We start from the raw sequence: 20556 nt of genomic DNA, 5'->3' as shown, positions 1-20556 counted from the left end.
AAATGATTGTTTTGTTTTTTTTCAGGTAATATTTACATTTAGCGTACTTTCAATTACAATTTATCACAATTTATTATGTTTACCGGAACAGTAAAATTTTACAACGAAGCCAAGGGTTTCGGATTTATCGTTGATGACGAAACTCAAAGCGAAATCTTCGTTCATGCAACCGGGCTTATCGACAAAGTAGCTCAAAACGACAAAGTGACTTACGATGTCAAGGATGGCAAAAAAGGACCAAACGCAATTAATGTAAAAATCGCGTAATCGTTGATTTTGAAATTATAGTGTTATGAAACCCCTGTGAATTCTTCTCAGGGGCTTTTTTATTCTTCTGGATTCTCCGGATCAGGTTTTTCCAAATCATCTCCAGGTTTAGATACTTTTTCTCTCCATATCTCTGGAAGACTTTTGATGTACAAGTCCCGCTGCGGGAATGGAATTTCTATGTTGTTCTCTGCAAATGATTCAAATATTGCAGACATGACTTCAGCGCGCATTTGAACCCAGATATCCATGCTTTCTACCCAAAATAGAACACGGAAATCTACGGAGTTGTCATTGAAGGTTTGCATGAGTACTTGTGGAGCAGGCAATTTCATGACCTTATCCCGCTCTAGCACTTTTTCGATTACAGATTTTACCAATTTCATATCAGAGCCATAACCTACTCCTATGATCAATTCAATTCTTCTCTTCTTGTCAGATAATGTCCAGTTTATAAGGCTTTGAGATAGTAGGTCTCCATTAGGAATCACAATTTCAGACCCATCATAGGCTTGGATTTTACTTGCTCTAATCCCCACATCTTTGACAGTACCTGCACTGGTACCTACTTCAATTTCATCTCCAATTTGTATGGGTCGTTCAAAGGCAAGAATAATTCCAGACACCAAATTGTTGATGATTGTTTGCAAACCAAAACCAATACCCACAGATAAGGCACCTAATACAATCGCGATGCTGTCTAGGGGGATTTTGGCAGCTGTAGCTCCAATAAAGAAACCGACAAACAGCACCCCTAGTCTTATAAGTAGTACTGAGCTACCCAACCGCTGCTTTCTTGTCAAAGAAGTTTTTTGGTCTTTCATGGTAGCGAAATATGCAATGTTGTTTGCCAAAAATACGGAGATATAAATGATGATGATGAAGAGTAAAATACTTCCATATTGGAAATTGGTATCGCCCAAAACCCTATCCTCAAGTAAAAACTTGCTTACTACTTCATAGATATGATCAAAGTAGCCCAAATGCCATATTACTCCGTACAACCAGATGGTGGATGTGAAAAAGATCAAGAAGCCTTTCATTCTTTTTTGAAGGTCTTGAAAATCAAAGAATGAAGTGAATCCGTTAGATCCTTTTTTATTGTATTCTGTAATAAGGTAAACGGCCTCCATGGTTACCATGATAAATAGGAATAAGCCAACTGCCCTATAAAAATTGATTACCCCTGTGACAGCAAAGGTTTTCGAAAGATTAAATCTACCGAAGAAATTAAGAAATAGGCTACATAGTTGACAGACGATCAGAAATATCGAAGCACTTTTGAGAAAAACAGAGCCAGTGAAGTTTTTATGTTTTAAGTCTTTCAAAGTGAGGATTCCCATCAAGATAAATAAAACTGAAATGAGCAGGATAAACCATCGTTCTTGATAAGCAATTCTCCATTGCAGGCCACTCAGAGCGATCATGATATATGCTGGGAAAAAAGTTAACCAATAGCGATGAAACGTACTTCCAAATTGCTGTTTAACTAGAAATGTCGAGCCAATTGCAAGCAAAAGGGATAGTATGGAAACAAAAATCAGGGGTGGGTTTTTAAAAATAATCAAACTGAAAGGCATGATTAAAATAATCGTGGATGCCAAAGGGTATTTTCTGAAATATTTTACCCTATCCAGGATCAAAGAAGCAAATTCATTTTCGTTGGAAATTTTTGATACAATCCTTTTAATCTTTAAGAAGACCCCAATTATAATTGAAGAAACTAAAAAAATAGTTATATATTGCCTTCCAAAATAGAGGATAATTATGAGCAGATTGACTAATGAAGACTGCCTGGTAATCTCCAAAAAAGTGATGGATTGCTCGAAGTTTGAGGGTTCCCAAATAAAATTGATTTCTTTCCCTAATGCTTCCTTTTCAAGCCGTTTTTGATTTTCTGTGATGAACTGCCTCATTTCCATTAGTAGAATGGCATTTTCACTAGCACTGGCTTGAAACTTCACCAAGGAGATTTCCGAGTAAAGGAAACTACTATCTATACTCTTAAGGGATCTTTTCAGCGAATTGAGTTCGGAATTAATAATAGGTGCTAGGGTAGTATCTTTGAGTGAAAGGTTAAATAAGCTATCACTCTTAATTTCAATTAGTTTATTTCCAATTTCATTGTAGACCTTTACTCTTTCGTTGATATTGTTTGCATGTTTTTGGTTTTCCTCGTTGACTGTACGGATCAGATTATCTAATCCTTTTAAATACCTCAGGTTGATAAAATTTTTATTTTCAGAAATATTCTGTTTGATCATATCAGCAAAGGTTTTGATGTTAGGTAATTCTTCGCTGATTTCAGTCGTATCTAGGTTGTCTCCTAACTCCAGCTTTATTTCACTTAAGGAAATAGCGTGCTGTTGTGCCTTATTAATTACTCGAGTTAAAATTGAACCAACAGATAGATTGGTTTTTACTCCAAGCTTCATCGAATCCGTAGCAACAAAAAGACTATCTAATGTTACTTCTTGAGAAAGTATTTCATTACCGATGCTGTCTGAAGCCAATGAATTTTGTTGTGCATGTAATATCGGGAGATAACCTACTATAAATACTATTAGAGCAATGAGGCGTTTCATAGAGAAAAGTTTCAAATCCAATATAGAAATAATATGGATTTCCTGCTTATTGATTGATCAACCAAAATTATTTATGGTGAAAATTGGATTTTAAATCCCGTCAGAATGACAGTTTTTCTCGATGAAATCGATGTTATTATGCCGTAATGACTGGTTTTTTTGAATTGGAATAGAATTTACTGATAGATGTGTATAAAATTTACATTGATCATCTAAACCAATAAAAAAATGAAACTAGTAAGATTTAACCAAGCGGAACCCTATTTCCCCTCTACCTTTAGTGGGATGTTGGACAAGTTTTTCAACGAGAATATGGGAAGTTCATTGAAACATTTCAGCCCAGCAGTAGACATTTCAGAAGACGATAAGTCCTATGAAATCCAAGTTTCGGTACCTGGAATAAATAAAAAAGATTTCCAAGTAGAGTTATTGGATGGGAAACTGACTATCTCGGGTGAAAGAAAAATGGAGGAGAAGAAGGAAGGAAAAAATTTTCATAGTTTAGAAACAAATTATGGAAGTTTTAGCAGATCCTTTTTTGTTCCAGAAGATATTTTGGCTGAAGAAGTTTCTGCTACTTATGAGAACGGATTGTTAACTGTGGTTCTTCCTAAAAAGGAGAAAAAGGTAGTTAAAGCAGCGATTGAAGTGAAATAATTTTAGAGCGGGGAAAACCTGCTCTTATTTTTTTTAGTTTAATTAAGAAAGGCCCTGAATGCGGTTAATTCTTGTTAATTTGAGTGGAAAACCTTTTTTTAAGGTTCAATTTTTGGATCGATTTTCAACACCAAACGTTGTGGAGGAATAATAAATGAAAAACAATATGAGCAAAAAGCAATTCTTTATCGGGATTATCCTTGCCTCACTAATCGGAGGTATTGTCGCCTTGGCAGGCGTGGGCTTTTTGATGCAGCCCCAGAGTGCCAACAGTTTTGATGAAAAGCAACAAGCTAGTTTTGTTAACTTATTGTCAGGAGAGGATTTTACCATACCAGATGGTATCAATTTCGTCGCATCAGCAGAAATAGTCACCCCAGCAGTAGTCCATATTACTAGTCAGGTTTCTTATACGCAATCTCCTGGAAGAGGACAAAGAGATCCTTTGCAGGAGTTCTTTGGTTTACCAAGCCCTGAAGGGAGAGATAATCAAAGATCTCCGCAAGGAATGAGTTCTGGGTCGGGTGTCATTATTTCGCCAGATGGATATATCGTAACCAATAACCATGTGGTTGAAAATGCAACCAAAGTGGATATTTCATTAGAAAATAATAAGAGATATTTAGCTAAAGTGGTGGGAACAGATCCAACTACTGATTTGGCATTATTGAAAATAGAAGGTGAAAATCTTCCTTTTGTGAAGTTTGGAGATTCTGACCAGACTAAAATCGGTGAATGGGTTCTAGCGGTAGGGAATCCATTTAACTTGAATTCTACTGTTACCGCGGGTATTATTTCTGCAAAGGCCAGAAACATCAATATCCTGCAAGATGAAAACAATATGCAGATTGAATCATTCTTACAGACAGATGCAGTTGTAAACCCTGGTAATTCGGGTGGTGCATTAGTAAATCTTGCTGGTGAACTGATCGGAATTAATACTGCCATTGCTACTAGAACCGGAACCTTCTCGGGTTATTCATTTGCTGTGCCAAGTACCTTGGTGAAAAAAGTAATGGATGATTTGATGAAATACGGTACGGTACAAAGAGGTTTGTTAGGAGTAACTATTCAGAGTGTCAGTCCAGAACTTGCAGAGTATCTGGATAAAGACTTCGGTGTAGATCAAGGAGTCTATGTGAGTGGTGTGAATGAAAATAGTGGAGGAGCGGAAGCTGGCCTGAAACAGGGAGACATTATCATCGGTGTAGATGGAAGAGAAACTAATAACGTTTCAAATCTTCAAGAGTTGGTCGCTAGAAAACGCCCAGGAGATGAAGTAGAAGTAGAGTATCTGAGAGATGGAAAAACGTATAAAACCAAGGCTACTCTGAAGAACTTCGATGGTGATACGAAGATCATTAAGAAAGAAGTTCCTAAAACCTATGAGTTTGGTGGAATGGTGTTCGAAGAATTGAAAAGCCAATTAAAAGAAGGCTTGCGATTAGATGGAGGAGCAATGATTAGCGTAGTAGGAGAGTCAGAATGGAGAGAAGCAGGAGCAAGACCTGGTTTTATCATCACTTCTATTATCAGTGATGAAGGCAGAGTGAGAATTAAATCTGTTGAACAGCTGCTAGAAGTGTTGAATGATAAATCCGGAGAAGATGTAGTAGTTCTGGGTATGTTCCAAGACGGTACAGAGTATTATTTCGAAGTAGAGTTAGATTGATTGTAGATTGAAAGTAAAGACAGGCCGGTGAAAATCGGCCTGTTTTTTTTGTCTAAAGCATTGGTGTGTAGGAGTTTTTGGCTTGATTTTCTTACTTTAAAGATTCTTTAAACCCAGAATTTTATGAAAATAACCATTCCATTCTTAAGTGGGCTATTGATTTCAGGATTGATTTCAATTCACGCCTTTTCTCAAACAGCGAATGAATTAACTCCTGTAGGAAACCAAGATCTTTCTGGTATCTCTGAAGAGAGAATAGATAGAATTGATCATATGTTAGAGGAAACCCTCTCTAAGAATCAAGTTCCTGGGTTGGTAGCTATGATTGTAAAAAATGGTAAAATCGTCTACCATGAGGCAAAAGGATTAGCGGATGTCCCTTCTAATACGCCCATGGCGAAAGATCAAATTTTTAGAATTGCCTCACAATCTAAAGCAATTACTTCCACTGCAATTATGATGCTTTGGGAAGAGGGGAAATTTGGCTTGGATGATCCTATTTCTCGCTATATTCCTGAATTTGCAGACCCACAGGTATTGACAAGATTTAGTTATGGTGATACAACTTATTCAACCAGACCGGCTTCAAGAGAGATCAGAATCCGGGATTTATTAACACATACTTCTGGTTTGGGGTATGGAGTGATTGATGGGAATGAGCAGATGAGAATGATCTATAACAAAGCAGGAATCGTGGATTTGTTTACGACGGAATCCGTAAAAATCAGCGACAACATTAAGAAATTGGCAAAACTTCCTCTTCATCATGATCCGGGTACCAAGTATACCTATAGTGAAGGATTGGATGTGATGGGTTATTTGATTGAAATAGTTTCGGGAATGCCTTTTGACCAATTTTTAAAGACCAGAATATTTGATCCACTTGGTATGAATGATACTGGTTTTTATCTAAATGAGGCCCAAGGGAAAAGATTGGTTACTGTCCACCGTAAAGTAAATGGGGTATGGGAATCCTATCCTGTGTCCTTTTATGATCCTGATTACCCTAAGACCGGAGCAAAAACGTTTTTTTCAGGAGGAGCAGGGTTGTCATCCACAGCATTGGATTATGCTAAATTTCTTCAAATGTATTTGAATGGAGGAACCTACAATGGAGTAAGGATTTTAAGCCCTACCACGATCCAAACAATTATGTCTAACCAGGTGGGTGATTTGTTGGGAGACGGAGGTAAAGATTATGGATTGGCTTTCGGACTTGTGGATCAAAATGGTGTTGCAAAGGGAGGAATAGGTAGTTTGGGTACCTTCGATTGGGGAGGATATTTTAATACCCAATATTTTGCAGATCCTGTTACTAAGACGATTGGGATTTTAATGAAACAAACTCAAGGAGGAACTGGAGATCAATCAAGTTGGAAATTCCGACAAATGGTCTTTTCAGCAATCGAATAGGCATAAAAAAGGGTAGCAATCAATTGCTACCCTTTTTTTAAATTTCATCTACTGCCAGTTTATAAGTTGGATCTTCAATGACATTGATGTCAATCAAAGTATCTGCATTCTGAAGGAGTTTTCTGCAATCCGGGCTTAGGTGTTTTAAATGAACCTTCTTTCCTGCTTTTTGATATCTCTCAGTGATTTTATTGAGCGCTTCTATTGCTGACATATCCACAACTCTACTTTCAGCAAAGTCAATTATTACCTCTTCAGGATCATTTTGCACATCAAACTTATCTGCAAAAGCAGTAGTGGAGGCAAAAAATAGTGGGCCAAACATTTCATAATGTTTTACTCCATTTTCATCTATATATTTTCTTGCTCTAATTCTTTTGGCATTATCCCAAGCAAAGAATAGGGCTGCTAAGATCACTCCTACTAAAACAGCCAAGGCTAGGTTGTGTAAAACAGCGGTTACCAGTGTGACCAAAATCATTAAGAATACGTCTGATTTAGGCATTTTATTCCAGGTTTTTAAACTGGCCCATTCAAAAGTTCCGATGGATACCATGATCATCAAGCCAGTTAAAGCTGCCATTGGAACCTGCTCAATAAGGCTTGAACCAAACATGATAAATACTAATAACATGACAGACGCAACGATCCCTGACAATCTGGCTCTGGCTCCAGAGGAAATATTGATCAAACTTTGTCCAATCATGGCACATCCTCCCATTCCTGAGAACACCCCGGATAGCATGTTTGCAATCCCTTGTGCTACCGCTTCTTTATTTCCTCTACCTCTGGTTTCAGTGATTTCATCAATGATGTTCAGGGTTAGTAAGCTCTCAATTAAACCTACACCAGCTACAATGGCGGCATAAGGGAAAATGATCTGTAGGGTTTCAAAAGTCAAAGGTACTGACGGCAAATGGAAAGGGGGAAAGCCTCCTTTGATATCAGCCATGTCACCCACCGTCTTCGTGTCAATATTAAGGGCAGTTACTAAGCCAAATACTACCAAAATGGCTGTTAATGAAGCAGGCACCGCTTTAGTGAGTTTTGGGAGGCCCCAAATGATCAACATGGTTAAAGCAACAAGCCCCAATAATATGTATAGAGTAGGTCCAGTCAACCAATTGCCAGTAGCATCTTTGAATTGGTCTAATTGGGACATGAAAATAATAATGGCAAGACCGTTTACAAATCCAAATATTACTGGATGAGGTACCAGACGCATTAATTTGCCAAGCCTCAAGGTTCCTGCAGCTACTTGAAGAATTCCTGCCAATACCACAGCTGCAAATACATATTCTACCCCATGTGAGGCAGCTAAAGAAACAATGACCACAGCAACAGCTCCAGTGGCTCCAGAAATCATTCCTGGTCTTCCTCCTAGGATGGAAGTGACAAAGCCCATCATAAATGCTGCATATAGCCCTGTCAATGGAGATAGACCGGCGATAAAAGCAAATGCAACGGCTTCTGGAATAAGCGCCATGGCAACAGTAAGTCCAGAAAGAACTTCTGTTTTGTAATCTACTCGTTGGTTGAAATCAAATAAATTGAAATACTTTTTCATGGAATAGGTTTGAGTATCTCTTTCTAAGGTTTGGGATAGGAAAGAGGTGGTAGTTTGAAAACGAAATGCAAAGATAGATAAAAAAGAATAACCCGAATTTTATTTGGTGAATATCCAGTCCTCGATTTTTTAAAACAAAAAAAACTCGCAGGCTAAGACTGCGAGTTTAATATGTGCTTAATCCAATTTAGTTTACAAATAAAATTCCTATTCCTGCTTCCTGTACGAGTTTGTTAAAGGCAGGGATGGCTGTTTCCAATAATCTCATTCCCTCTGATTCTAGACCTTCCCATTCTGCTTCCAATTCTTCCCTTCTTTCCTTAGAGCCATTATTTACTTTAGGAATTGAGCTATTGGTTTGATTAATCAAATACATATAGTTGGCCGTGAATTTATTTGGGAAATTTTCCACGTCATCATAAGCTTTAGATTTTCGTTGGATCATTGATTCATCCCAGGCTTTCAATTCATTTAATAATTCTTGACCTTTTGAATAAAGGTTGGAATAGGTTTGGTCCTCTTCTATTTTTTCTAAGAATGAAATTAATTGAAGTTGATAGTCCATTTCTTTATTGACCATCTGATGCATTTTAGTCAGTTCTTGCTCCATGCTCCACATAAATTCATGGTATTCTTCATATTGATCCATAGAGATCTTATAAAGTGGATTTTTAGAGATAATCCCTCTGGATTCAGTATTGCCTAGTTCTGAAGTAATTGAAATGGTGTATTCTCCCGGGATTGCTGTGTGACCGCCGTATCCAGCTTCTATATAAACATTCTCTACGCCTGGCATGGTAGGATAATTAAGGTTCCAGACAAATCGATTGATTCCTTTTTTTACTGAAAGTGTGGGTTCTGCAGATGGTCCACCATCGTAGGACTTAAAATCTTCATCTTTTTTAGATGTAAAGCTTCTGACCAAATCACCATTAGAGTCGTGGATTTCCATTTTCAATTCTGTGGAATCCGTAACATTTTCGGGTAAGTGATAATAGATGACCATTCCACTGGCTGGATTGACTCCTGCAAAAGCGTCTGTGCCATCAAAATTGTCTATGTTACCATTCATTCTACTATACCAATTGCCTAGAATCACTTCATCTGGTGAATAAACTAAAGGAGCATCTACCTTCTCTTTTGCTCCCCTCACTAAGTTTAGGTCGTCCAAAATCCAAAATGATCTTCCAGCTGTAGCCACAATTAAATCACCATGTGCTTGAATGAGATCTGTGATGGGAGTAATCGGTAGATTCAATTGAAAAGATTCCCAATTTGCGCCCCCATCACGTGATAGGTACATGCCCGTTTCAGTACCTGCATAGAGTAAATCTTTTACCTGAGTGTCTTCTCTTACTACTCTTGTAAATGCTCCATAAGGAATATTTGAACTAATATTGGTCCAGGATTTCCCGTAGTTAGTGGTTTTGTAAAGTCCGGGAGTCTTGTCATCGAATTTGTATCGGGTTGTCGCAATATAAGCCGTGGCAGGGTCGTGAGGAGAGACTTCAATCGCATTGATCAGACATTCCTCGAGTCCTTTTGGAGTTACATTTTCCCAGTTTTCTCCATTGTCTTTTGTTAGATAGACCAACCCATCATCTGAGCCCGTCCAGATAAAACCTTCCTCATGGGGGGACTCTTTGATGTAAGAAAGGGTACCATAGTTTTCTGCACCTACTGCTTCATTGGTATAGGGGCCTCCGCCATTTCCTTGTTTTTCATCAATATTTCGGGTCAGGTCTGGGGATATGGCTTCCCAACTATTGCCCATGTCTTGAGTTTTCAAAACGTATTGAGCTCCATGGTAGAACGTATTTTCCTCATGCTGTGATCGGATAATCGGGGCATTCCAATTGAACAGGTACTTCATCTCTCTAGCTTCCATACCTAGGTATTGGATGGGCTCAATCATGATATTGGTACTCGCGTTTGATTTCATGTCCAGTACTTCTATCGTACCAAGATAACTTCCGCCTAACACATATCTTGGGTCATCCGGGTCAAAAGCAAGAAATGCACTTTCACCACCCGCAGAATAATTCCAATGCTCAGTAGTAATGTTTCCTCTTCCCAAAGCAATGCTATTAATCACAACAGAAGTGTTGTCTTGCTGTCCGCCATATATTCTGTAAGGAAACTGATTGTCCACATTTACCCTGTAGAATTGGGCTGTGGGCATGTTTTCCTGAGTCGACCAGGTTTTTGCTCCATTAAAAGTAATGGCTGCTCCGCCATCATCGGCGAGAACCATGTTCTTGGAATTTTTGGGGTTGATCCAAAGATCATGGTAATCGCCATGCGCGCTAGGAAGATTTTCCCAGGTCTTTCCTCCGTCAATGGACCTTAGAGCGGGGGCGCTCATGACATAAACCGTATGTTCATCGTTGGGATCTGCAAAAACTTCAATATAGTACCATGCTCTTTGCACCAATCTATTGTCACCACTTACCATACTCCAACTTTCGCCTGCATTATTAGATACAAAAAGCCCGCCTTGATCTTTATTGGTATCAGACTCAATAAGGGCGTAAACTTTATCTGAATTGGCTCTAGAAACTGAAATAGCCATTTTTCCTTTCTCTTCTGGAAGTCCTTTGTGGATTTTTTTCCATGTTTTTCCTGCATCGGTGGACTTGTATAATCCAGATCCCGGGCCGCCACTGATTACTTTCCAAGGCACTCGCTGATGCTCCCACATAGCAGCATATAAAACCTCTGGGTAATTCATATCCATAGATAATTCCGCGGCACCTGTTTTCTCATCGACAAAGAGTATTAATTCCCATGATTTTCCTCCATCAACAGATTTATAAATTCCTCTTTCTGGATTAGGGGCATGTAGGGCACCTTGGGCAGCAACATATACAATATCAGGGTTGGTAGGGTGAATTTGAATTCTGGAGATGTGTTGAGTAGCCTCAAGTCCAAGTTTTTTCCAGGTTTTACCTGCATCCGTTGATTTATATACCCCGTCTCCATAGGAGGTCATGACTCCTCTAGGGGCATGCTCACCCATGCCTACATAAATAATATTTGAATTACTTTCTGATACAGCGATCGCTCCTACTGAGGAGGTGGTGAAAAATCCATCGGAAATATTTTCCCATCTTTGGCCTGCATCTGTTGTCTTCCAGATCCCTCCACCTGTATTGCCCATGTAATAGGTAAGGGGATCATCTACTACGCCAGTTGCAGTAACGGACCGGCCACCTCGAAATGGGCCGATATTCCGATATTTCAGAGGAAGGTTATTCTTTTGTATTTCCTGTGCAAAGCAGAAAAATCCTGAAAATATCAGGAGTAAGGTATAGGTAAATTTCATGGTTGAATTGGTGGTTGATGTTCCAAAGTACTTAAAAAGTATTAATTCAACCAGCGTAGAAAAGAGTCAAAAAAAATGCCTTGGATTCCAAGGCATTTTAAAAAGGTTTTTGGGTTAGATGTTATTTCCTCTTTTTCTACTGGTAGAGCTTCTCTGACTAGAAGCTGAAGTTGAAGATTTCCTCGAAGTGTTTGATCTACTTTTAACTTGAGAGGAGCTTCTACTGGTTGAACTTCTTTGATTAGAGCTTGATGATCTAACAGTAGGACTGGATTTCCTAGTTTGAGTTGGTTGAGAAACTCTTCCTTTCGAGCTTCCTCCGTTAGAACTTCTCAAAGCTGGAGAGGATTGAGTTCTGGTTCTGCTGTTTTGGGGTTTTGCCTGTTGGGTTCTATTAGTTGGTTGCGTACTTTTTTCTACATTCCCACCTCTTGTTGATGTTCTTGTTGGAGAAGAGGGTGCGGTTCTACTTTTTGAAGCTTGAGAAGTAGGTTGTTGAGTTTTGGTAGTTCTGCCTTGGTTATAAGATTTGTTCTCGAATGATCCATTTCTAGTGGATGGGGCAGTACTTCTTGATCCATTATTTGACCTACTTGGGGATGCAGTGGTACTTCTGTTTCCTGAACTAGGCTTTGTTGAAGGGCTAGCAGATCGGGTAGCAGTAGTATTTTCACTACGAGCATTCCTAGAAGGCGAATTTGAGTAAGTGCTTCTAGATTGTGTTCTTTGTGTTTTCACTTGGTCAGCTGTCGCTACTCTATTGGGTCTTGCTTCTACAGTTCTACCCCTTGACGTGCTCAAATTTGGTTGGTACAATGCTACACTAGTTCTAGAGACAGCCGTTCTTCCGGGTGCTTTACTTCCTCTTACAGAATAGACAGGTACTGAAGTTCTGGTTACTCTTTCTATTTCCCTTCTGTTAGGTCCAGAGACATATCGATTGTTGTTATAAACTACAGTATTGTTGATTACTGTAGTATTGTTATAAATCTTGATTTTGGTTCTACGAGGTGCGTAGTAGTTATAAGCATGTGGGTGGTAGATTCTATGGGATGGCAAGAATACCCAATGAAAGCTAGGGATATTTACTCGAACGCTTATAGAAACGCCAGGTCCCATTGGAGCCCAACCATAATGACCTCCACCAGTTCTCCAGTTAACCCAAGCAGGTCCCCAATCGTAACCAGGAATCCAAGCCCAACTTTGATAGTAGTCATCAAAATACCAACGTCCATAATGAAAAGGAGCCCAGCCCCAATCGTAATAGGAGACCCAGGTGTTGCCATATTCCGTCATGACCCAATGACCGTTGGTGCCATAAGGATGAAAACTCTGATTCACGGCAGGAAGCCAGATGTATCCATAATTAGCATCTTTTACCCAGTCTCCATAGGGCATTAATTCATCATAGAAAACCTGAAATGAGACACCATAAGGAGTTTCTGCTATTGATTGTTTGGGAGCAAATAAACTGATTGCCAACCAAAGCACCAAAGTGCTTGCGAGTCCAAATTTGAAGTTTTTCTGTTTCATTGCTTTGTGGTTTAGTTTGTTGAAATGGTGTCGGTAGGTTTTTTTAGCAGGAAAAAACTTGATGTTTAATTAGTCATAGGCTCTTTGTTTAAGTAGATGCAATTTTTGTAAAAAAGGATGCATGCATACTAAATCTAAAATCGTTCCATTTTTTAATCTTTTTCAAAAAAAAGTTAATTAAGAATAAAAAACGGAAAAAATTAATTAGAAGTTTTTCATTTTTCCTTAAGATAGTCTTTAAAATAGGATAAAATTTTTCAACTTAATTAAAAAAATTAAATAACCCTTAAGAAAATAAAATAATATTTTAGTGAAACGAGGGATGGTTTTATACTTTGTTTTAGAAAAGTTTTTCTTAAAAAACCTGATGATATTATTTATTGGGGAAAGAGGAAATATTAAAAAAATTAAAAAAAGCCATAAACTTTTGCTTATGGCTTCCTGGTTTGAAGTGTTTCATTATTGTGCAGGAGGTGGAGTTGGTCTACGCCGCACCAAGCTATCAGCAGGATAAGTGGCTTTTAGCATCGCCATTTGATCTTTTGCCCAATCGATTAAAATTTCCCTTTCTTCAGAAGTCAATTTTGCTTCTGAATGGAGGCCTAAATAGGTGTAAGATGGGAGTGGCATTTCATTTTCTTCCACCATCTCAATGGTTTCTTCTAATTTATGGTTTTGATAGGCTAGCGGGCGATTGATAAATTCTGAAAAATTTAGATGTCGCTTCCCATCGTTAACATGGTCATTTAACCAAAAACCTATCGGTTGAATATTACTGTACCAAGGGTAAGTGGTTAAGTTTGAGTGACAATCGTTACAGGCATTTTTAAGTATGGTGTTCACATTGTCGGGAATATCATATGATTTGGAAATATGATAAGTTTCATCATTACTGATGTTTTTTTCAACGGGTATAAATTGAATAGCTATCAAGATGACAATTATTCCAATAGATATTTTTTTGATCATAGTAAGGTATAAATGGTATTAAAAGGTACTCTTTAGACCGAATTTTAACAAATAGGTTTAATGTATTAAGATAAATATAAGAATGTCTCACTGAGCCATAGGCCTTGAACAAAAATAAGTTTGAAATTGAAAAGAGGAAATAATTTATATGCGATTATTGACCAATTGGTCCATAACCCAATTTGTCCTAGCTCCATTTATGCCGGTGCTAGGACATGTGGAAGTTCCTAATAAATCTCCTACTACTGTCTCAATCAATGGTTGTTGTATATGTTTGGGTAAATCAAAATAAAACTTTTGCATGGGCTGATTGTCCAATTGAAGGGTGAATTCTCCCTGTCCAAAGGTTTCAAAACGGATAGTCCCTTTATTTCCATAAATAATTACTTCATCGATTTCTGAATTTTCAGAACTCGTGAAGCACCAATTTCCGGTTCCAAGTATTCCGGATTCAAAAACAAAGCTTCCTGTAACAATATCTTCAGCTTCATATGCTCCTCCCTGATTGGAAGAAAAACCAGTTGCTTTGGTGATTGATCCGAAAAAGAAATCCATTAAATCCAGTTGATGTGAAGCTAAATCAAAGAAGTAACCACCCCCAGCTACCTCTGGGTCAATTCTCCAATTATTGTCTAAATTGGCTACTATGGTTGGGGTTAGTACTTGCTTTAAGTTGATGTGAACCGTTCGGATTTCTCCAATACCGCCTTTTTCAAGGATTTCTTTAATTTTTACAAAATGAGGAAGTGCTCTTCTATAATAAGCTACAAAAAGCGATACGTTTTCCGATTCACAGATTTGGATCATCTCTTGGCATTCAGCAAAAGTTCTGGCCATTGGCTTCTCTACATAGATGGGTTTGCCTGCTTTGGCCGCTAGTTTTACTAAATCTAAATGGGCATTTGGTGGAGTGGCTATGTAAATAGCGTTTACTTCTGGGTCATTTATGAGCTCTTGAGCATCAGTATACCATTTAGATACCTGGTGTCTTGATGCATAATCTTTGACTTTCTCCTCATTCCTTCTCATGACAGCTACCAACTTGCTGTTAGGAATGAGTTTCATAGCCGGAGCAGATTTTACTTCGCAAACATTTCCTACGCCAAGAACGCCCCATCGTACTTCTGAATCCTGAATTTTTTTCATTTTCTCATTTAAAACAAAAGTCGGTCAATACAACTTTTTAAAATAGACCACTTTCATCAAGTATTTAAAATTGTATTGAATTTAAATAAACTGCATTAAAAAAATATTCCCAAAAAAAAGAAGGCAAGGTGATTCCACCTTGCCTTCTTCCTTGAGAAAAACTTACTTCTTTTTGCCTTTATTAGGTTTGATTTTTCCGTTAAAAAGAAGGTTGTTATTTGCAGAATTTGAATTAGTGACAACTCCTACGGTAGCATTTTCCATTAGGTAATCGGTAACTTCTTGAGGTGTGGCAGTGGGGTTCTTACTTAAATAAAGTACTGCTGCCCCAGCGACATGAGGTGCTGCCATGCTAGTTCCCTGAAAATTAACGTATTGATCTGGGCCACTTACAGAAGCTGAAGTGATATTTACCCCCGGAGCAAAAATATCAATACAGGAACCATAATTGGAAAAACCAGCTCTACTGTCTGAATCATTCGTAGCCCCTACAGAAATAGCTTCCGGAACAGATGCAAGGGCTTGCCAACATGCATTTTCATTCCAATTTCCCGCCGCCACTACCACCACTATACCATTATTAAAAGCTGACTTAACTGCATTTGATACCGCATTACCAAAGGAGTAACCCTGAATAGACATATTTATCACTGAAGGTCCAGTTTTATTGGCAGATACCCAATCAATTCCTCCTATGATGTTTGACCAAGAGCCTCTATTATTATCACCTAATACTTTAACTGAAACTAGCTTTACTTTTTTAGCTACCCCATAAATAGAGCCACCTACTGTGCCGGCAACATGAGTACCGTGCCCAAAAACATCTGATGCATTACCCCCATAAAAATCGATCCCGGGTGTTGCTCTACCTTCAAATTCTTCATGATCATATCTTATTCCTGAGTCTAAAATGTAGGCTGTGATATCTGAGCCAGGAGAGTTGTAGGAGTATTCTCCGTCCAGTGGGAGTTCGGCTTGATTTATTCTATCCAATCCCCATGTCGCACCGGTTTGTACCACATCGGACCCGTAAGCATAACCATCCTGTTCGATATAGGCTACTTTTGGATCCTCCGCCAATAATCTGGCTTGCTCAGAGGTTAATTCAGCGGAAAATCCATTGATCACGTTTCCATATACTTTTTCAATTTTGTTGGATGAAACGCCATGCCTAGCAGCAAGATCATTTGAAATTACTCTCATTCCGGCTTGAACATCTTCATACCTTCCTGTTTTTCTAAAATTTAAGGTTTCTTCCTTTAAGACAACAATATATTTGTCAGGTATAAGTGAAGGTTTATTTACCTGTGATAAGACCTCATCTTGAGGTATCTGTACCTGATCTATTTGTAAATCACAGGAGGCAAATGCAAATACAATCAGAATTGCATGCCATTTTTGGTTAATTTTTAAGGTTTTCATGTTAAGTGTTTGAAATAAAAATGATTGAATAAAAATTAGGCATGAAAAATTATCAGCCCTTAACCTTGTGCGGTTACTAAAAATGGGAAAAAATCCTGATTTTATCTAATGATTATTGCACTATTTTAAGCGCAACTATTATTTTTTAAACAAGAAGATCCAATTCAGCTTTTCCGTGACCGTCTGGTGTGGTATAAAATGGTCTTCTTTCTATCTCGTAATTGGTTTCCGGAGAAATACCCAAGGCATGATATATTGTCTGATGAATACTGTCGATTTTAATAGGATTTTCTATGCTTTTGCAGGGTCTTTCATCTGCAGTTTTACCAAAAACATGTCCCTTCTTAATCCCTCCGCCAAACATTAAGATGGAACAGCCATCTGTAAAGTGCCGATGCATTCCATAATTTTTCACATCCTCTATGATATCAGGAACCTCTACTTGATCTTTTACCTTTAGACCCGGTCGACCTTCGGTTAGCATATCTCTACTGAATTCACTTGCTACAATCACCAAAGTCCTATCCAGCTTCCCGCTTTCATCCAAATCTGAGATCAATTGTGCAATAGGAGAATCAATCATCTTTTTCATGTCCTTGAGCCTAGTATGACCATTGTCATGGGTATCCCAGCCAAAAAACGGTTCGTATTCCGTCGTTACTGTGATATATCTTGCTCCCTGATCGATTAGTCTACGAGCCAATAAGCAACCTTGCCCAAACTTACTGGTATTGTATTTATCATAACTTTCCTTAGGTTCTTTACTTAAGTCAAAAGCTTGAGCTTCTGGAGAGTTTAATAAAATATAAGCCTGCTCCATGGACCTTTTTAAAGACTCTTTTTGATAATCACTGCCAAAATCTCCCATAGGTCCAGCAGAAAGTAAATCCTCATAGAGTTTATTTCTAGCCTCAAAACGCTTAGTGGTCATACCTACTGGTGGTCTTACACTGTCCAATCCTGAAGTTGGATCCGGAATTAGGAATGGCCCGAATTCACTTCCCAAAAAACCAGCACTATGAAAGGCTTTGAGTTCTTCCCCTTCTCCGACGGTAAATCGTTGCCCAATATTGATAAAAGGAGGGATCACTGGATTTAATGCTCCCTTTTCCTTGGCTATCCAAGAACCTAAATGTGGAACCACAACGGATTGAGGAGGTTCGTAGCAAGTATGGAAATGGTATTGATGTCTTGTGTGAAGGATGTGTCCCAAATCTGCAGCTACATAAGAACGAATCAAAGTTCCTTTATCTATGACTTTGGCAATGGATTCCAAACCCTCTGAAAAATGAATCCCATCCAAAGCTGTTGGGATGCTTGGAAATGTACTGAGTACTTCTTTTGACTCCATTCCTTTTCGGAAAGGAGTGTATTTTTTAGGATCGAATGTTTCCGTATGGGCCATTCCTCCTGCCATGAACAATAAGATCACAGAGTCAGCAGTAGCAGTCATAGTTGGCCTGCCGCAGGAACTTAGCAAACCGCTCACTGGAGCTCCCGCTGCCATAGCAGAAAGCATGGCCGCACTGGTCTTTTTTAAAAATTCTCTCCTATTATATCCTTCTTTCATATAGACTCAATAGATAAGTTGGAATTCTGGTAATAACAAAACTGCCCATAGAAAATCTTGTATTTGTTCCTTTTTGGGGGTGCTCCCCATGACTTTTCTTGCCACTTCTAATTCCTTTTCTTCTGGTTTACGATTTAATGTTTTTTCATAGATCGCTTCCGTAAGTTGATCGGTGTTAGGATAGTTTGCTTCCCAATTTTTTGCCCCCATAATCAATGCAGAATCCAAAAGGATTCCATTGGTTAACTCAAGCGCCTGAAGTAAACTTGCCTGAGAATCTCTGCTGGTCGAGACGATTTCTCTATTGGGTCTTCCTAAAGCTTTCAAAAAATCATTGTTTGCCACTAAAGATGCTCTAACATAATTGACTGAGCTCCCGCTTTCAGGCGTCAGTTCATAGGGCTTATATTTTTGTTCCTCTGGTTTGAACAGTGGGTAAACTACGGTGCTTACTGCATCGGAGAATTGCTCCGCCGTCAGCCTCCTTCTTACCATCCCTTCAAATTGAAAGTCTTCAGCCAGTAACTGATCTGCCGTTTCGTATCCTGTGGATTTTGCTTGGTAAATCTTTGAACTTCCTATTTGAGCTATTAAACGCTTGATATTGTATCCGTTTTCCACAAAATCTGTGGCGAGCCAATCCAGTAAATCCTGACTCCAAGGTTCATTATCCATCTCGTCCACCGGTTCCACGATTCCTCTTCCCATCATCTGTTTCCATATTCTGTTTACTATGGTCCGGTACATTCTTCCATTGGCAGGCTGTACTAAGTTTTCTGCCAACTGCTTGAGCTTTTCAGATCGACTGGCAGCAGAATCAATATCCCCAAGTTCTTCCCATAAAATTCTAGTGTCGGCCATTTTACCTGTAGGCTGCTCACACCTACTGATTTCCAAAGTAGAGTCTGCAAAAATATTTGCAAAGGCATAAGACTCTTCCAGTTTCCAGTCACTGATAAATGAATCATGACAAGAAGCACATTTTAAATTGAGTCCTAACAAAACTTGTCCCACGTTTTGGGCAGCTTGTAATTCAGTTCGTTGGCTTGCATTGACCGTACCTCTCCACCTAATTCCCTCAATAAAGCCTTTTGATTTTTCGCTTGGATTTAACAGCTCTTTGACAAACACGTCATAGGTTTTGTTTTCTTCCAAGGATTTATACAGCCAATCGGTTATGTTATATCGACCATTGGTAATGTAGCCAGTTCCGGTATAGTCATTTCTTAATGCGTCGTTCCAAAAGGTTAGCCAATGAGTAGCATAATCCTGATCTCTATTTAGCAATTCATGAAGCCAAATACTCCTTTTGTTTGGCCGGTGATCATTTACGAATGATTCAAACTCCACTTGAGAAGGGATCAGCCCAATAACATCCAAGTAAATCCTCCTTAAGTAAACTCGGTCCGACACCTCTTCTGGCCAATTGATTCCATGTTGGTTGAAATATTGATTTACCCATAGGTCAATAGGATTGTTTAATCCATTGGAAGGGTTGGGTAATTTGGGAGATCTGGGAGCCAACTCTGCTACTCTATAGACACTTTGTTGAGCTGCTCCGTCTGGCCAAGGTGCCCCTTTTTGGATCCATAATTCCAAAAGTGCTTTTTCTTGATCATTGAGAAGATTTCCTTTGGCGGGCATGACCTCTTTATGGCCTTTTTTTAAATTGATTCTTCGAATCAACTCACTTTCGGAAGGACTTCCAGGGATAATCACTTTTCCATTCTCACCCCCTTCAAAAACATATTCTTTTTCATCAAGCCTTAACTCACCTTCAATTTTTGCTCCGCTATGACATTTATAGCAGTTGTGGGCAAACACCATTCGGACTTCACCAATCAGTTTCATTTCCTTTTCCGGAGAAAGCTCGGATTGATAAGAAGCAAGGTTAATGTTTAACTTTTCAATGTTTTGACTGCTTTTATTATTGGGGATTACTTCCGTTAAAAAGTCCTCTCCATGTGTCAGAGAACCTCCAAAATGACCCGTGACAGAAACGCCTATAGTAGTAAGGAATAATACCCCTCTTAATATACGGACGGTGGATTTGCTTCGGCTTTTATGAATTCGGTAAAGATAGAATAGGAGAATGGCACTCAAACCAGCTGTCACCAAACCAACTTGTTTGTGAAGATCCAAGGTTTCTCCACTTGTTCCCTCTGAAGATGCTAGCAGAAGTCCAAAGATGGCAGAAACTATTGCACTGATTCCTCCAGCTATCAACAAAGCTGAAATAGCGGGCCTAAATTTGGATTGGTAATTTTTCAATGAGAAAAGCTCCAAAACCGCAGCGAATACAAGGAGGGCAATTGGAAAGTGTACGATCATCGGGTGAAGCCTTCCCAAAAATGCCCATAACCAAAAGGGGCTTGACTCTGTTGGGCCTGTTTCTTGGCTAAATACAGGAAGCACAATCATTAGCATTGC

The 20556-nt window shown here is 38.8% G+C and carries 13 protein-coding genes; 4 read left to right on the top strand and 9 right to left on the bottom strand.

The genetic code is table 11. The features are described from left to right. The first annotated feature begins 75 nt into the window (after window positions 1-75). Window positions 76-267 carry a cold-shock protein gene (locus tag JYB62_RS09785; protein WP_074222999.1) on the top strand — a complete coding sequence of 64 codons (192 nt, stop codon included), beginning with the start codon at window positions 76-78 and terminating at the stop codon, window positions 265-267. Between the two features lie 59 nt (window positions 268-326). Here the strand turns inward: JYB62_RS09785 and JYB62_RS09780 are convergent, their stop codons facing one another. Beyond that, window positions 327-2852 carry a mechanosensitive ion channel family protein gene (locus JYB62_RS09780; protein ID WP_205645198.1) on the bottom strand — a complete coding sequence of 842 codons (2526 nt, stop codon included), beginning with the start codon at window positions 2850-2852 and terminating at the stop codon, window positions 327-329. Between the two features lie 228 nt (window positions 2853-3080). On the opposite strand from JYB62_RS09780, the gene JYB62_RS09775 reads away from it, so the two are divergent. From JYB62_RS09775 to JYB62_RS09765, 3 genes are all read left to right on the top strand, one after another. Next, entirely contained in the window at window positions 3081-3509 is a 429-nt protein-coding gene (locus tag JYB62_RS09775; protein WP_205645197.1) for an Hsp20/alpha crystallin family protein, read from the top strand. A 166-nt stretch (window positions 3510-3675) separates the two neighbouring features. Beyond that, window positions 3676-5181, top strand: coding sequence for a S1C family serine protease (locus JYB62_RS09770; RefSeq protein ID WP_205645196.1), 1506 nt, complete (start codon window positions 3676-3678; stop codon window positions 5179-5181). Between the two features lie 123 nt (window positions 5182-5304). After that, window positions 5305-6594: a serine hydrolase domain-containing protein gene (locus tag JYB62_RS09765; RefSeq protein WP_205645195.1), complete on the top strand. Its 1290-nt coding sequence runs from the start codon at window positions 5305-5307 to the stop codon at window positions 6592-6594. A 37-nt stretch (window positions 6595-6631) separates the two neighbouring features. Here JYB62_RS09765 and JYB62_RS09760 read toward each other — a convergent pair whose 3' ends face one another. The 8 genes from JYB62_RS09760 to JYB62_RS09725 form a co-directional block, all read right to left on the bottom strand. Further along, window positions 6632-8161: a SulP family inorganic anion transporter gene (locus tag JYB62_RS09760; RefSeq protein WP_205645194.1), complete on the bottom strand. Its 1530-nt coding sequence runs from the start codon at window positions 8159-8161 to the stop codon at window positions 6632-6634. 187 nt (window positions 8162-8348) lie between these two features. Beyond that, window positions 8349-11486: a VPS10 domain-containing protein gene (locus JYB62_RS09755; RefSeq protein WP_205645193.1), complete on the bottom strand. Its 3138-nt coding sequence runs from the start codon at window positions 11484-11486 to the stop codon at window positions 8349-8351. Between the two features lie 114 nt (window positions 11487-11600). Further along, the gene (locus JYB62_RS09750) at window positions 11601-13019 is read right to left on the bottom strand and encodes a DUF6600 domain-containing protein (protein WP_205645192.1); all 1419 of its coding nucleotides are present in this window, start codon (window positions 13017-13019) and stop codon (window positions 11601-11603) included. 459 nt (window positions 13020-13478) lie between these two features. Beyond that, the gene (locus tag JYB62_RS09745) at window positions 13479-13988 is read right to left on the bottom strand and encodes a heme-binding domain-containing protein (protein WP_205645191.1); all 510 of its coding nucleotides are present in this window, start codon (window positions 13986-13988) and stop codon (window positions 13479-13481) included. 144 nt (window positions 13989-14132) lie between these two features. Then, window positions 14133-15134, bottom strand: a complete 1002-nt coding sequence (locus tag JYB62_RS09740; protein WP_205645190.1) for a Gfo/Idh/MocA family protein — start codon at window positions 15132-15134, stop codon at window positions 14133-14135. Between the two features lie 162 nt (window positions 15135-15296). Then, on the bottom strand, window positions 15297-16556 hold the full coding sequence (locus tag JYB62_RS09735) for a S8 family peptidase (RefSeq protein WP_205645189.1): 1260 nt from the start codon (window positions 16554-16556) through the stop codon (window positions 15297-15299). Window positions 16557-16701: 145 nt separating this feature from the next. Further along, complete coding sequence (locus tag JYB62_RS09730; protein ID WP_205645188.1) at window positions 16702-18126, bottom strand: DUF1501 domain-containing protein; 1425 nt, start codon at window positions 18124-18126, stop codon at window positions 16702-16704. A 6-nt stretch (window positions 18127-18132) separates the two neighbouring features. After that, window positions 18133-20457, bottom strand: coding sequence for a DUF1549 domain-containing protein (locus tag JYB62_RS09725; protein WP_243431535.1), 2325 nt, complete (start codon window positions 20455-20457; stop codon window positions 18133-18135). Window positions 20458-20556: the final 99 nt, after the last annotated feature.

The organism is Algoriphagus lutimaris (assembly GCF_017051705.1).
Classification (GTDB): domain Bacteria; phylum Bacteroidota; class Bacteroidia; order Cytophagales; family Cyclobacteriaceae; genus Algoriphagus; species Algoriphagus lutimaris.
Note: the sequence above shows the minus strand (reverse complement) of the source record. Positions and strands in the feature narration are given on the sequence as shown.

Excerpts from the sequence above, each read along its gene's own strand:
- JYB62_RS09750 (WP_205645192.1), bottom strand. The coding sequence starts at position 13,019 with ATGAAACAGAAAAACTTCAAATTTGGACTCGCAAGCACTTTGGTGCTT.
- JYB62_RS09745 (WP_205645191.1), bottom strand. The coding sequence starts at position 13,988 with ATGATCAAAAAAATATCTATTGGAATAATTGTCATCTTGATAGCTATT.
- JYB62_RS09770 (WP_205645196.1), top strand. The coding sequence starts at position 3,676 with ATGAGCAAAAAGCAATTCTTTATCGGGATTATCCTTGCCTCACTAATC.
- JYB62_RS09735 (WP_205645189.1), bottom strand. The coding sequence starts at position 16,556 with ATGAAAACCTTAAAAATTAACCAAAAATGGCATGCAATTCTGATTGTA.
- JYB62_RS09780 (WP_205645198.1), bottom strand. The coding sequence starts at position 2,852 with ATGAAACGCCTCATTGCTCTAATAGTATTTATAGTAGGTTATCTCCCG.
- JYB62_RS09740 (WP_205645190.1), bottom strand. The coding sequence starts at position 15,134 with ATGAAAAAAATTCAGGATTCAGAAGTACGATGGGGCGTTCTTGGCGTA.
- JYB62_RS09725 (WP_243431535.1), bottom strand. The coding sequence starts at position 20,457 with ATGATCGTACACTTTCCAATTGCCCTCCTTGTATTCGCTGCGGTTTTG.
- JYB62_RS09765 (WP_205645195.1), top strand. The coding sequence starts at position 5,305 with ATGAAAATAACCATTCCATTCTTAAGTGGGCTATTGATTTCAGGATTG.
- JYB62_RS09760 (WP_205645194.1), bottom strand. The coding sequence starts at position 8,161 with ATGAAAAAGTATTTCAATTTATTTGATTTCAACCAACGAGTAGATTAC.
- JYB62_RS09785 (WP_074222999.1), top strand. The coding sequence starts at position 76 with ATGTTTACCGGAACAGTAAAATTTTACAACGAAGCCAAGGGTTTCGGA.
- JYB62_RS09775 (WP_205645197.1), top strand. The coding sequence starts at position 3,081 with ATGAAACTAGTAAGATTTAACCAAGCGGAACCCTATTTCCCCTCTACC.
- JYB62_RS09755 (WP_205645193.1), bottom strand. The coding sequence starts at position 11,486 with ATGAAATTTACCTATACCTTACTCCTGATATTTTCAGGATTTTTCTGC.
- JYB62_RS09730 (WP_205645188.1), bottom strand. The coding sequence starts at position 18,126 with ATGAAAGAAGGATATAATAGGAGAGAATTTTTAAAAAAGACCAGTGCG.